This window comes from Lentzea flava (assembly GCF_014648475.1).
In the GTDB taxonomy this organism is placed as follows: domain Bacteria; phylum Actinomycetota; class Actinomycetes; order Mycobacteriales; family Pseudonocardiaceae; genus Lentzea; species Lentzea flava.
On sequence record NZ_BMRE01000017.1, the window covers coordinates 93,197 to 106,799 of the forward strand.

The 13,603-nt window shown below is 71.7% G+C and carries 6 protein-coding genes and 1 pseudogene; 1 reads left to right on the top strand and 6 read right to left on the bottom strand.

Annotated features, from left to right (window positions below):
• Nucleotides 1–37: 37 nt before the first annotated feature.
• Nucleotides 38–241, top strand: a pseudogene (locus tag IEZ09_RS46610) (BTAD domain-containing putative transcriptional regulator); the annotation flags it as partial.
• 144 nt (nucleotides 242–385) lie between these two features.
• Here the strand turns inward: IEZ09_RS46610 and IEZ09_RS20760 are convergent.
• The 6 genes from IEZ09_RS20760 to IEZ09_RS20785 form a co-directional block, all read right to left on the bottom strand.
• Nucleotides 386–2,185, bottom strand: coding sequence for a YehQ family protein (locus IEZ09_RS20760; RefSeq protein WP_189255381.1), 1,800 nt, complete (start codon nucleotides 2,183–2,185; stop codon nucleotides 386–388).
• Nucleotides 2,182–3,285, bottom strand: coding sequence for a VWA domain-containing protein (locus IEZ09_RS20765; RefSeq protein ID WP_189255382.1), 1,104 nt, complete (start codon nucleotides 3,283–3,285; stop codon nucleotides 2,182–2,184). The genes IEZ09_RS20760 and IEZ09_RS20765 overlap by 4 nt, the downstream gene beginning before the upstream one ends.
• A complete protein-coding gene (locus IEZ09_RS20770; protein WP_229812779.1) occupies nucleotides 3,282–5,549 on the bottom strand; it encodes a DUF5682 family protein in 2,268 nt (755 codons plus the stop codon). The genes IEZ09_RS20765 and IEZ09_RS20770 overlap by 4 nt, the downstream gene beginning before the upstream one ends.
• Nucleotides 5,507–6,577, bottom strand: a complete 1,071-nt coding sequence (locus IEZ09_RS20775) for an ATP-binding protein (RefSeq protein ID WP_229812780.1) — start codon at nucleotides 6,575–6,577, stop codon at nucleotides 5,507–5,509. Before IEZ09_RS20775 ends, IEZ09_RS20770 begins: the two co-directional genes overlap by 43 nt.
• Nucleotides 6,574–10,107, bottom strand: coding sequence for a WGR and DUF4132 domain-containing protein (locus IEZ09_RS20780; protein WP_189255384.1), 3,534 nt, complete (start codon nucleotides 10,105–10,107; stop codon nucleotides 6,574–6,576). The genes IEZ09_RS20775 and IEZ09_RS20780 overlap by 4 nt, the downstream gene beginning before the upstream one ends.
• 74 nt (nucleotides 10,108–10,181) lie before the next feature.
• Nucleotides 10,182–13,586, bottom strand: coding sequence for a DUF4132 domain-containing protein (locus tag IEZ09_RS20785; protein WP_189255385.1), 3,405 nt, complete (start codon nucleotides 13,584–13,586; stop codon nucleotides 10,182–10,184).
• Between the last annotated feature and the right edge of the window lie 17 nt (nucleotides 13,587–13,603).

Below are 13,603 nucleotides of genomic sequence, written 5' to 3' on the forward strand. Positions count from 1 at the left end.
GGAGTGCCTGACGTCCATCGCGCCGGGCCAGGCCGAGATGGACCAGCTGGCGTGGGCGGACGAGGCCTTCGCGCTGCACTGCGTCCTCGTGCAGACCCACCTGGCCGTCGGCCTGGGACAACGCGCGCTCGACCACACCGACGAGCTGGTCGGGCTCAGTCCCGGTGACGACAGGACGTGGGCCTTGCGCGGCGACGCGCTGGCCGCGTGCGGCCGGTGGGACGACGCGATCGAGGCCTACAGCCGCGGTGTGGCCCTGGGCGGGTGGGGTGCGGCGCGGGCCAGTTACCTCCGGGGGTTCGTGCTGGACCGGCTGGGACGGGTGGCCGAAGCCGCCGAGGACTACGTGCTGTCGCACCGCATCGACCCGACGGCGTCGGTCGTGTCAGCGGGCATCGGCGGTCACCAGCAGCCTCAGGTGCGCGCGGAACCAGGTGGCCGCGGCCGGGCCGTCGGCGAACGCCGTGACCAGGTCCGCCGCCGTGCGCAGGCCCGTGCGGTGCAGGTGCGCGCCGGCCTCGCGCACGCGGGCGAGCAGGCTGTCCGTGAGGTTGTCCAGGCCTCGGTGCGCGGCATCGGCTAACGCGGTCAGCGCGCTGTCGACCGCGGCGCTCACCGGGTCGCCCGTCGTCGCCCCCGGCGGCAACGACTGCGGGCTGGTGCCGGTGGCCAGGTCCAGCACCACCACGCCCGCGTCGGTCCGCACGGCCAGCGGGTCGACGACCAGCGTGCCGCGATGCCGGCGAACGGTGCCGGTGATCGTCGTCGGGTTGGCGCGCAGGGCGGTCGCCAACGCGTCGAGCGCGTGCGGCGCCATCGCGCGGTGGGTCGCTTCCAGAACACACCGGCCGCCGTTGTGGAGGGTGGCCGTCAGCCGTTGGGCGGCGGGGTCGTAGGCGACGTCCGACACCTCCGCGACCCGGACCGCGCGCACGAGCTCCGCCTCGACCCTCGCCCGCACCTGGCGTGGCGGCAGCTCGGCCAGGTGTCTGGCGGCCGCGTCGTAGTCGTCGATCACCAACGCCTGCGCCAGGTCGTCCCAGGACGTGCCGATCGGCGTGAGCGACGTCTTGGCCACCCTGCTGGTCTTCAGCGTCACCGCGCGGCTCGCGCTGCGGGTCGCGGACTCGGAGACGACGTTGGCCGCCGCCAGTTTCTGGCCCGTGCGCAGGGGAGTGTCGCGCTGCACCAGGACCACGTCGCCAGAGGCGAAGTAGACGTCCGCGGTGGTGGCGCTGCTCAGCCGGGCGCCCAGTGCGGTCAGCCGGACCCGGCGCAACGGCGTCTCGGCGGGTTCGTCGAAACCGAGGACCTCCGCCCGCGGACCCGTCGCGGTGGTCCGCGCGTGCAGCTCGGTCAGCAGCGCGGCGAACCGTTCCGCCTCGTAGTCGGCGCTGCGGCGGCGGTACGCGGTCAGCTGGGCCAGCAGCTCGGTGATCACCGCGGCCGGCCAGTGCAGGCGCTGCGCGGTCAGGTCGCGGTGCAGGCGCTGCCACGCGACGTCGAGCACCTCGCTCGCGTTGGCGGCGCCGTCGAGCAGCAGCTGGTCGAGCAGGTCGGTGACGGCGGTCAGATCCGTTGCCGTGGTGGGAGATCCGCCCACGTCGACCGTGTCGGTGCCCAGGGCGTCGGCCTCGCGGAACGCCCACACCGCGAGCGCCGTGGCCTCGTCCCGGTTCACCGCGTCCGTGTGGACGTACGACAAATCGCCCGGCACGAGGAACGTGACCGTGCACGCGGGGAGCTCGGCCTGGGCGGTCTGGTCCTCCGCGGTCGGGCGGCGGAGCTTCGCGCGGTAGCCCGCCTGGAACGCCCGGCGGGCACGGCGCAGCGTCCGTTCCCCCATCAGCGCCGTCAGATCGTCGTCGGTCACCGAGCCCGGCGACCACAGCACCGCGGGCGCGCTGGACTCCCGGGTGCGTTGGTAGGCGAGGACCACGGCGATGCGATGCCGGCACACGCCCGCCGCGCCGCAGCTGCACTTCGCCGCGTCCAGGGCGGTGCCGGGCGGCAGCGTCGTCGTGACGCCGTCCGGGAACTTGCCCTGGACGGCACCGGCAGGGTCGGTGTCGAGCACCGGGACGACGCCGGCGTCGAGCTCCTTGGCCGCTCGCTTCACCAGGCCGCGGTTGGCGAGCGCCGCGAGCGCGTCCGGCGTGAGCGCCAGCAGGTCGGGTCTGGTCACCTGAGTTTCTCCGCAACGAATTCCGCGAGCTCACCAGGAGTCATCGCGCCGACGTGGGCGCCCGCGTTCGCGAGGCGTTGGCCCAGCGCGCGGTCGTAGTCCGGGTTCGCCTCCTCGTCCAGCGCCGCCAGGCACAGCACGTGCGTGCCCTGCTCGCACAGGCCTTTGACCGTGCGGACGAGGCGGTCGGGGTCGCCGCCCTCGTAGAAGTCGCTGATGATCGCGACGATCGCCCGGCGCGGGTTGTCGACGAGGCTCGCCCCGTACGCGGTGGCCTTCGCGATGTCCGTGCCGCCGCCGAGCTGCACCTTCATCAGCAGCTCGACCGGATCGGTCACGTCCGACGTCAGGTCGACCACGTTGGTGTCGAAGGCGATCAGGTGCGTTTTCAGTCCCGGCAGGCTCCACAGGCAGGCCGCGGTGACCGCCGAGTGGATCACCGAGCCCGCCATCGACCCGGACTGGTCGACCAGCAGGATCACCTGCCACTGCTCGACGTGCTTGCGGGTGCGGGAGAAGAACTTCGCGTGCTCGATCGACAGCTTGCGCTCGTCCGGCTGGTAGCGCTGGAGGTTCGCCCTGATCGTGGCGCGGAAGTCGAAGTTGCGCGAGTTGCGGTGGATGCTCGGCCGCCGCGACCTCGTGCCGCTGAACGCCTGCCGCACCTCGGCCCTCAGCTTCTCCATCAGCTGCCGGACGACGGCCTCGACGATCTTGCGCGCCATCGCGAGCACGGCGGGGTTCATCAGGTGCTTGGTCCGCAGCACCGCCCGCAGCAGTGCCGCGTTCGGCTCGATCCGTTGCAAAACCTCGGGATCCGTGACGACATCGGTGATCTCGTACCGCTCGACGGCGTCGCGCTCCAGGCGTTCGATCGTCTCCCTGGGGAACAGGCGGTGCACCTGGTCCAGCCAGTCGACGGTCCGCAGCACCGAGTCCGCGTCGCCGCCCTTGCGCACACCGCGTTCGGCCAGTTCGGGATCGCGCCCGTAGAGCCACTGCAGCGCGGCGTCCCGTGCCGCGGGATCGCCCTGCAGGCCGCCGGTGCAGCGGGAGGCGGGCTCACCGAGGATGAGCCGCCAGCGTTCCAGGTCCGTCATGCCAGCCCGCCCTTGATGAGCAGCGCGTCGACGCGCTTTTCCACCGCGAGTGCCTCCGCCACGATCATCGGGTCGACGGTGATGCGGGTGAGGCTGCGCGCGTTGCCCTCCAGGCCGCGGTGGTCGAGCACGGTGGCCGCGATCGTTTCCCGTTCCCTGGGCGGGAAGTAGCTGAAGGCGAGCCGCAACGCGGGCAGCGCCACCAGGAACTCCTCCTCGGTCATCGCGCTGACCAGCTCGTCCAGCACTCCGACGAGCTCCGGGCTCGCCAGCACCTCTTCGCGTGCCACCGCGAACAACCCGGCGAGCCAGTCGCCGAGCTCCTTGATACCGCGGACCTTCCGCACGTCGGGCTGGGTGCCGAGCGTCCAGGCGAGCCCGAGCGCCGCGCCCCGCAGGTCCGGTGGCGCCTGCACGTCGTTGCTCACGCGGATCGCCACGCCCGTGACGTCCGCGGTGTCCAGCGACAGCACGGATTTCGCGTGCAGCACGGCGTCCCTGGCCGCCGCCATCGCCACGAGCCGATGCGGGTCCGCCGGCGCCGGTCCGCCGTGCAGCCCCTCGATCAGCCACAGCACCCTGGCCGTGCCCGCGTCGATCACCGTGCCCAGCAACGGGTCCTTCGCCGTGCCGAACAACCTGTCGTGCCGCCACAGCCCGAGCACGCTCCTCAGGACGTGGCCCAGCGCCGCGAGATCACCCGTCTGTCTGACGCCGGCGCTGAGGGACTGCTTGACCCTGCCCGACAGCGTCGAGATCCCGCACAGCACCGCGTCGAACAGGATTCCCGCCAGCTGGGGCAGCGGGGCGTGCCGGGACCGCCGTTCGAGCGCGACGCCCGCCGCCTCCTCCAGCGTGGCACCGTTCTCGGCGGCTTCGATCAACGCGGCCAGCCGGTCCTCGACCGGCATGAGCACCCACTGCTCGTCCAGCTGGGGCGCAGCACCCTCCGACGGGCCGCTCGTGCGCTCGAAGCCCGGGATCCGCAGCACCCGCAACCGGTGCAGGATCCTGCTGCGCTCCACCGCGCCGGCGTCCGTGAGGTCGAGCGAGAGCGTGCCCTCGTGGTCGAGCCCGTGCGTTCTGAGCAGCTCCTGCACCGCGTGGACCAGCGGCGGCGCCGGTGTGTCCGGGTGCAGCCGCCCGGTCCGGTCGCCTCTGAGCGCCCCGATCATCTCGACGAGCGCCGGGTGCGCGCCGGGCTGGAGCGTGCCGCGCCGCGTCCACGGTGGCGGCTGCGTCAGGTCCTCGGAGATCAACGCGCTGGTCAGCCCGTCCAGGACGTCGGTGCGCGCCAGGTTCGCGTGCCCGCGCAACCGCGCCAACGCTCCCGCCTGGGTGCGTGCCGCGATGAGATCCGCCGTCGACACCGGCTGTTGCTTCTCGCGCAGCCGGGTCGCCACCGACTCGACGAGCCAGTCCGCCGCGCGCCGCGGCCCGTTCTCCCAGACCTGCTGGTAGTAGCCGGGCGACGGCATGCCCGACTGGTAGCCGGTGAACGCGTCCAGCCGCGCGTGCGAGTACGGCACCAGGTAGCTGGCGCCGCGCTCGCGTTCCGGCACCTCCGGCCACCCGGTGTCGGCGTTCTCGGTGTGGGTCTTCTCGGTGGCGAGCAACGCCTGGAGAGCGGGCGTGTGGAAGCCACCGGTGATCACGACGACCGGTTTGCCGCCGGCGTGCCGCACCGCCGCGCGCACCCAGCGCGCCATGTACTCCTCGCGCGCCGCGTCGCCGTCGTCCGCGGTGGCCGTGCCGCGCAGGAGCTCGAAGTACTCGGCCAGCCCCTGCGGCTGCGGGTCGGACTCGAAGAGGTGGTCCCACAGCACGTCGACGTTGTCGACGGCGAACTCGGCGCAGAGCCGCTCGACGACCTCGGCGTACCGCAGCTCGGCGTCGGCGTACCTGTTGGTGACGTCGTGGAACGACCTGTGCCACGCGGGCAGGTCGATGAACCTCACCTCGGCGCCGTGCCGGCGTGCCTCGGTGATCGCCACCCACTCCGGCGAGTAGTCGCAGAACGGCGACCACGAGGCGTGCTCGTCGGAGTAGCTGAACAACGCGACGGGCAGCTCGTGACCCAGCAGCAACTCGTCGATGCGCTCGTTGAAGTCGGCAGGGCCTTCGACGAGCACGTACGCGGGTTGCTGCTCCTCGACCGTGGCGGCGACCAGCCGGGCACAGGCGGGACTGTGGTGGCGGACGCCGACGAACACGGCCCCCATCAGCCGGGCAGCAGGTGACGGGCCCGGTGCAGCTCCTGCCACTGCTTGCCCTTCCTGCGGGGCGCGTGCTGCTCCAGGTACCTGCGCAGGCGGGCCAGGTCCTCGGCGTTGTCCTTGGCCGCCGTCCCGGCGAGACATTCGACGACGTCCGCCGCCGTTCCGGCCTCACCGCGCAGGAACCACCCCCGCAGCCCCACCGCGTGCGCCACCGACACCGCCTCCGCCGTGCTCATGACGGTGGTGAGCCGGTCGGTGCCCTCCCGCAGGTCGCGGAACGTCCTGACGAGTACCTCCAGCACGTCCCGCTTCGGCGCGAGCTCGACGCCGGACTTCGCGAGCAGCTTCGCCGCCTCCTGCTCGACCAGCGCGAGCTCGGTGTCGAAGTCCGCGATCGGGAACACCGTCTCGAAGTTGAACCGCCGCTTGAGCGCGGCGCTCATCTCGTTGACGCCCCGGTCGCGCGTGTTCGCCGTCGCGATCACGTTGAACCCGTCCTGCGCGAACACCATGCCGTCCGGGCCGTTCAGCTCACCGATCGCCATCACGCGGTCGGACAGCATCGACAGCATGCAGTCCTGCACCTCGAGCGGGCAGCGCGTGATCTCCTCGAACCGCACCACCTTGCCCTCGGCCATGCCGCGCAACATCGGCGCCGGCACGAGCGACCGCGGCGACGGTCCCTCGGCCACCAGCAGCGCGTAGTTCCACGAGTACTTGATCTGGTCCTCGGTGGTCGCCGCGCCGCCCTGGATCGTCAGCGTCGACTCACCGCTCACCGCCGCCGCGATCAGCTCGGACAGCAGCGACTTGGCCGTGCCCGGTTCGCCGACGAGCATCAGCCCGCGGCTCGTGGCCAGCGTGACGAGCGCTCTGTCCACAAGGGACGGATCGCCGACGAACTTCCTGGTGATCTGCCGCTTGTCGTCGCCGACCACGAACCTGCGCGCGGCCTCGAGGCTCAGCACCCAGCCGGGCGGCTTGGGCGCGGTGTCGGTGTCGCGCAGCCTGGCCAGTTCGTCGGCGTAGCGGACCTCGGCCGGCGGGCGCTGCATCGTCTGGGTGCTGGTCATGACTGCAGTGACTCCAGTTCGGAAAGGAGCTCGGAGGTCGTGATCGGGTCGACCTCGAAGGTGGACGGGGCGTCTTTCGGAGCGGACCACTCGCCGCGTCCGTCGGTGGAGAACCACATGTCTTCGAGGCTGACCTCCGGGAAGACGTCGACGGCACCCACCGCGATGCCGGGCTCCAGGGAGGCGACGACCGCGCCGCCGTTCGGCAGCGGCCTGGTGATCCAGCACTCGACGCCGCCGTCCTGGGGCTCGCCGCGGACCCAGCCCCTCTTGGTGAGGCCGAGGATCTTGCCGACCGGACGGGGCACGGAGCAGTACTTCTTCAGCTGGGCGAGGAGATCGCTGCTCGACGCGACGAGGTGCACGGGACGGCCGAGCTGCGGGAAGGGCTGGAGGATCTCGTAGTCGGCGAAGACCTCGCCCCACGCTTCCAGGGTGTCGGCGAGGTCCACCGGGTGGGCGACGCGGACCGCGGCGTTCTCCGGGAGCGTGATCTCGTCGTCCTCGGCGTTGGCGATCGTGCGGTCCTCGGCCAGGCGGAAGGAGAGGCCTTCGTCGGTGATCCAGACCAGGCGGCGGACGATGTGCCAGAGCAGCGGATGTCCGGCCAGGACGGTGCGGAACTCCTCTGCCGTCCAGGTGCGCTGGTCGACCATGGCGCGTTCCAGGCGCTGGATCTGGTCCGAGGCGACGGTGCGGACGTCCTTCTTCAGCCCCGCGAACCGCTTGTGTTCCAGCGGGGCCTTGACCTGGTCGTCCTTGGCGCCCGGCTTCGGGAGGTCCTTGCGGCGCTTGCCGTCCGGGTCGAGGACGTAGGGCTTGAGCTGTTCGTCGAAGCCGACGGTGAACTGGCGGGTCCCGTAGTCGATGACGAGGGTGGCGGCGTCGTCGAGGCCGAGGCGGGGCACGAGGCGGTCGGCGAGCTGGTCACGGGACAGACCGAGCTCGGCGGCGATCTGGGCGACCTTCTCCTGGGCGCGGGTCTTGAGGCCCTTGAACTTCACCTTCTCGGCGATGCTGTTGAGGTGCGACAGCGCGACCTCGGTGCCGATCTCCGCGAGCACGTCGAGGCCCGCGACCGCCTTGGTGTGCTGGCTCTCCCCAGGCCAGTTGCGGATCAGCGGCGACAGCCTGCGCACCGTCTCGTCGTCGCCGAACCAGCCGAGCGCGTCCAGCGCCCAGCTCTCCTTCGACGGCGCTCCCGCCTTCTGCCACTGGTCGAACACCGCCCAGGCGAACTCCGCCAGCGAACTCGGGTCGAGTGCCTCGCGGACGATCGGCAGCCCCGCGTAGACCTCGCCCGGCCTGGACAGCGCCGCGGTCATGAGCAGGTGCCGCGTGGCCTGGGCCGGCAGGGCGTGCGCGCGGTCGCGCAGCAGGACCTGGGGCAGCAGCCGGATGTCGGCCCACTCGCCGATCACCGGCAGCCTGGCGGGCAGCACGTCGAGCGGGTCGACGGACAGCACGACGTCGATCGCGGCCTCCGCACCGCACTCCGTGGCGACGCGCTTCACGTCGACACCGATGCCGTGCAGGTACCGGACCGCGGCCTCGGCGTTGCGCCGCTCGGCACCGGGCTTGCCCGCCGCCGCGGGGACGAGCAGCCGGGCGGCCTGCTCGCGGTGACGCGCCATCCACGCGACACCCCAGCGCCTGGCCTGCTTGGTGCGGGCGAACCAGTCGGCCATCACCGCGGCGACCTCCGCGGTGGCGAACGGCAGCAGCACCACACCGCTCGCCGCGGCACTGGACTGGACGAGCCGCAGCAGGGCGGGCACGGCCTCGATCCCGAACCTGGCGGCGATCCTCCTGCCCCACTCTTCGACGCCCCAGGCGTACTTCGGCTGCCACCCCGCGATCAGGTGCCGCACCTTCTCCACGGGTGCGAGGAGGAACAACTCGCTCTCGAAGTAACTGGCCTCGCCCGCCAGGTAGTCCTTGAGCAACTTCTTCCAGCTGTGGTCCGAGTACCACTCCTGGCCCTTCTCGAGCCACTTCTCCTGCTCCCCGGGCTCCCACACCACAGTTGCGTCCGGGACCGGGAGATCAGGGAGAACCACCGGCTTCACGGCCTTGCGAGGCCGCAGCCACGGCGGCGACACGAGCAACGGCGGCACCTGGTCCACGCTCGCCTCGGGCACCGCCCGGCCCGCAGACCGCGCGAGCACCTCGGCGACTTCTTCCGGCACCTCGAGATGCGGGTTCGACAGCAGGTGAGCGTTCAGCAGCTGCCGCACGTCGCTGTTGGAGATCTTCTTCGACAGCAGCCGGACCGCACGGCGCGGGAAAGCCGCCATCGCGGACACCAGGTACGGCCGCACGTACTTCGCGTCCACGCGGTCGAGCAGGATCGTGAACGCCTCGTCCGTGGGCAGCACCGCGAGGATCTTCAACGCCAGCTTGCGGCTGTCCGCGATCTGGTACTGCTCGTCGATGTCGGCCGCGAGCAGCGGCGCGATGGCCGGCCCCAGCACGTACAACGCCGTGTACAGCACGAAAGCCGAGCTGGGCAGCGACCGGTCGATCTTCGCGAACTCCTCGTACGTGCTCGCGCTGCACGGCAACAGCCACCACGGCTGGTGGTAGCGCAGGCCGCACGCCTCGTCGAACCAGTCGGCCCGCGAGGGCACCAGGAACGCCCGCAGCTGCCGCACCTTCGGCGTCGCCCGCATCTCGCCCAGCGCGAACTCCGCCCCCTGGTACTCCGCGTCGCCGGCCACGGCGAGCGCGTGCCGCACGGCGATCAGCATCCGGCCTTCGACGTCGGTGACCCCGGCGGTGAACTGGCCCCGCCGGTACTGCAGCCGGGTGCCGGTCCACTTCCCGCGCCGCTCGTTCCACTGCTCCGTGAACTCGAGCCCGATGAACTCGACGACCGCGGCGGCCGCGAACGCCACACCGTGGTCGGCGATCCAGGCGTGCACCGCCGGCAGCCCGGACGACGTGATGGCCGCGATCGCCGCCGCGCCCGCGGGATTCGGCTTCCCGGCCAGCTGATCGCGGGCGGCGCTGACCAGCTCGGGTTCCGAGCCCTGCACCGAGAGGGCGCGCTCGATGGTGTCGGCCTGGTCGGCGATCTGGCGGCGGGCTTCGGCGGCTTGGGCGGGGTCGACGGAGAACTCCGGTGCCGGGGTGAAGCCGCGTTGCCGGACCACGTTGCGCAGCCAGGCGGTGGGCATGACCCAGGTGTCTTCGTCGGCCGCGGGCGGCGGGAGTGGTTGGGGCGCTTCGGGGATGGGGGCCCCGGAAGCTGTCGCGGGGGTGGGCGTGCCAGGGGCGGCGGGATGCGTGGCGGCGGCTGCGGGAGCCTGGGCGGCAGTCGCTGAGCCGACTGCGACGTAGCCCTTCTTCTCCTTTTCCGCCACCAGTTTCGCGACGTGCGCCTGCGCTGCTTCCGGCGAGGCGAGCTCCTTGGTCTGGGTCTGGCCCGCCGTCTGCAGTCGTCCGAACCGGACGGTCACGGTGGACCCGTCCTGGCCGATCTCCCAGAACTTCGCCGAGCTGCCCGCGACGAGCTCCCACCTGCGCACTGCCTTACCCCCTGGGTCGTGTTCCGGAGTTGTTGTCGTGGACGGTACTGATGGGGTCTGACATTTCCTGGCGATCACGCCAGCAGGGACTCCAGTTCCGACAGGACTTCGGAGGCCGTGATCGGGTCGAGGTCGCCGGTGGTGGAGCAGCCGAGTTCGGCGAACTTGATTTCCGGGAAGACGTCGACGTTGCCCACCGCGATGCCGGGGTCCAGGGCGGCGATCAGGGAGCCGCCCGGGAGTGGGCGGGTGATCCAGCACTCGATGCCGGCGTCCTGGGGGTCGCCGCGGACCCAGCCCTTCTTGGTGAGGCTGAGGATTTTGCCCACGGGGTAGGGGTGGTCGCGGTACTTCTTCAGCCGGGCGGAGAAGTCCTCTATGCCGGTGACGAGGTGCACCGGGCGGCCCAGTTGCGGGAAAGGCTGGAGGATCTCGTAGTCGGCGAAGATCTCGCCCCAGGCGTGCAGTGAGTCCCGGAGGTCCACCGGGTGGGCCACGCGGACGGTGGCGTTGTCCGGGAGGGTGATCTCGTCGTCGGAGGTGTTGGCGAGCGTGCGGTCCTCGGCCAGGCGGAAGGAGACGCCCTGGTCGGTGATCCAGACCAGGCGGCGGACGATGTGCCAGAGGAGGGGGTGGGCCGCCAGGATCGTGTGGAACTCCTCGGCGGTCCAGGTGCGTTGGTCGACCATGGCGCGTTCCAGGCGGTGGATCTGGTCGGCGGCCACCGCGCGGACGTCCTTCTTGAGGGTCGAGAAGCGCTTGTGTTCGAGCGGGGCGCGGGACTGGTCGTCCTTCGCGCCGGGTTTGGGGAGGTCCTTGCGGCGCTTGCCGTCCGGGTCCAGGACGTAGGGCTTGAGCTGTTCGTCGAAGCCCACGCGGAACTGGCGGGGGCCGTAGTCGATGATCAGGGAGGCTTCGTCGTCGAGGCCCAGGCGGGGGACGAGGCGGTCGGCGAGCTGGTCGCGGGACAGGCCCAGTTCGGCGGCGATCTGCGAGACCTTCTCCTGGGCGCGGGTCTTGAGGGCCTTGAACTTCACCTTTTCCGCGATGCCGTTGAGGTGGGCGAGCGCGACCTCGGTGCCGATGTCGGCGAGGACGTCGAGGCCCGTCACGGCCTTGGCGTGCTGGCTCTCGCCCGGCCACGAGCGGATCAGCGGGGAGAGGGCGCGGACCGTGTCGTCGTTGCCGAACCAGCCCAGTGCGGTGAGGGCCCAGCTTTCCCCGGGTGGCGCGCCGACTTCCTGCCAGCGTTGGAAGACGGCCCAGGCGAACGCGGCGAGCGAGTCGGGGTCCAGTGCGGCGCGGGCGATCGGCAGGCCGGCGTAGACGTCGCCCGGTTTGGACAGGGCCGCTGTCATCAGGAGGTTGTGGGCGGCTCGCGGGGACAGGGCGTGCTTGCGGTCGCTCAGCAGGACCTGGGGGAGCAGGCGGGTGTCGGCCCACGCGCCGATCGCGGGCAGCTTGGCGGGCAGGACCTCGACCGGGTCCACGGACAGCAGTGCTCGCAGGCCCGCGGCTGAGGCCTCGTCCGGGGCCAGGGCGACCACGTCCACGCCTGTGCTGATCAGGTGGCGGATTGCGGCTTCGGCGTTGCGGCGGTCGGTGCCCGGTGCGCCCAGGGCGGCGGGGATGAGGAAGCGGGCGGCGGTCTCGCGGTGCCTGGCCAGCCAGTCGACGGCCACGCGCCTGATCTGTTTGAGGCGCACCAGCCAGTCGGCCATCAGCGCGGCCACCTCGGCGCTGGCGAACGGCAGCAGGACCACGGCGGCGTTGGTGGACGACTCGACGATGCGCAGCAGCGCAGGCAGCGCGTCGAGGCCGAACCGCGCGGCCAGGCGTTTGCCCGCGCGGTCGGCGCCCCAGCCGTACTTCGGCTCCCACGTCGCGAGCAGGTGCCGCACCTCGTCTTCCGGTGCGATCAGGAAGAGGTCGTTGGCACGAGTGCCGGCACGGCCCGCCTCGTAGGCGTCGAGCAGCTCCCGCCAGTCGTGACGGTCGCCCCAGTAGGAGGCTTTCAGCCACTCCTCGCGTTCGCCCTCCTCCCACACGACCGACGGCGCGGGCACCGGGACGTCCGGCACGACGACCGGCTTCACCGGTGGGCGGCGGTGCAGCCACGGAGGGGAAACCAGCAGCGACGGCAAGGCTTCCGCCGGTGCTTCCGGCACCGGCGCGGTGTCGGTCGCGGTGAAACCGGCGGGCGCCTCCAGATGCGGGTGCGTCGTCAGGTGGACGCTCAGCAGCTGGTGCAGATCGTTGTCGCCGGCCACCCGCTCCGCCAGGAGGCGGGCGGCGCGGGCGGGGAAGGCGGCCATCGCGGACAGCAGGGCCGGTCGCACGTACTTGGTGTCGAGGCGGTCGAGCAGGATCGTGAACGCCTCGTCGGTCGGCAGCGCGGCGAGGACCTTCAGCACCTGCTTGCGGCTGTCCGCACGCTGGTGCGGACGGTCCAGTTCCTGCGCGAGCAACGGCGCCACGGCCGTGCCGAGCACGTACACCGCGGTGTGGAGGATGAACCCGTTCGACACCGACGCCCCGGACCGCACGAACTCGTCGTAGGTGCTGGCGCTGCAGGGCAGGAGCCACCAGCGGGTCGACCAGTCCGCCTGCCGACACGCCTCGTCGAACCAGTCGGTCCGCGACGGCAGCAGGTAGGTGCGGACCACCAGTGCGTTGGGGCCGGTCTTGCGCTCCAGGACGGCTTCCGCCGCGTCGCGCTCGGCGTCGTCCGCGACGGCCAGGGCGTACCTGAGGGTCGTGAGCATCTCGGCGTCGACGCTGCCGTTGCTCACCAGTCCGGCGCCGGCGTGGCGGTACAGGCGGGGCTTGCTCCAGCGGGACTGCTGCGGAATCCACTGCGCGTTGGCGTACATGCCGATGCTCTCGATCATCGCGTCCACCGCGAACGACAGCCCGTGGTCGGCGATCCAGTGGTGGACCGACGCCACGTCACGCTTCGTCATGACCGCGATCGCCGCCGCGCCAACGGGATTGTGCTGCCCGGCGAGGTGGTCCCGCGCGGCACGGACGAGCTGCGCCTCCGACTCCGGCTCGGCCAGCACGCGGTCGAGGGTGGCGGCCTGCCGGACGGCACGCTGCCGGCCTTCGGCGGCCAGCTCCGCGTCGACGGAGAAGACCGGCGCCGGGTCGAACCCGCGTTGCCGCACGACGTCGCGCAGCCACGCCTTGGGCATGACCCAGGTGTCCTCGTCGGTCTCGGCCGGCTTGACGGTGGCAGGCCGGTCGGGCGCGGGTTCGACGTAGGCTGAGGCGACCGGGCGGTAGCCCTTCTTCTCCTTCTCCGCCACCAGTTTCGCCACGTGCGCCTGCGCCGCCTCCTCGGAGGCGAACTCCTTGGTCTGGGTCTGGCCCGCGGTCTGCAACCGTCCGAATCGGACGGTCACCGCCGTGCCCTCCCTGCCGATCTCCCAGAACTTCGCCGAGCTGCCCGAGACGAGCTCCCACCTGCGCACTGCCATTCCCCCTGGGATGAGAT

What these genes read in the sequence shown, in the direction of transcription:
- IEZ09_RS20775 (WP_229812780.1), bottom strand. Translation starts at nt 6,577, where the DNA reads ATGACCAGCACCCAGACGATGCAGCGCCCGCCGGCCGAGGTCCGCTAC.
- IEZ09_RS20765 (WP_189255382.1), bottom strand. Translation starts at nt 3,285, where the DNA reads ATGACGGACCTGGAACGCTGGCGGCTCATCCTCGGTGAGCCCGCCTCC.
- IEZ09_RS20785 (WP_189255385.1), bottom strand. Translation starts at nt 13,586, where the DNA reads ATGGCAGTGCGCAGGTGGGAGCTCGTCTCGGGCAGCTCGGCGAAGTTC.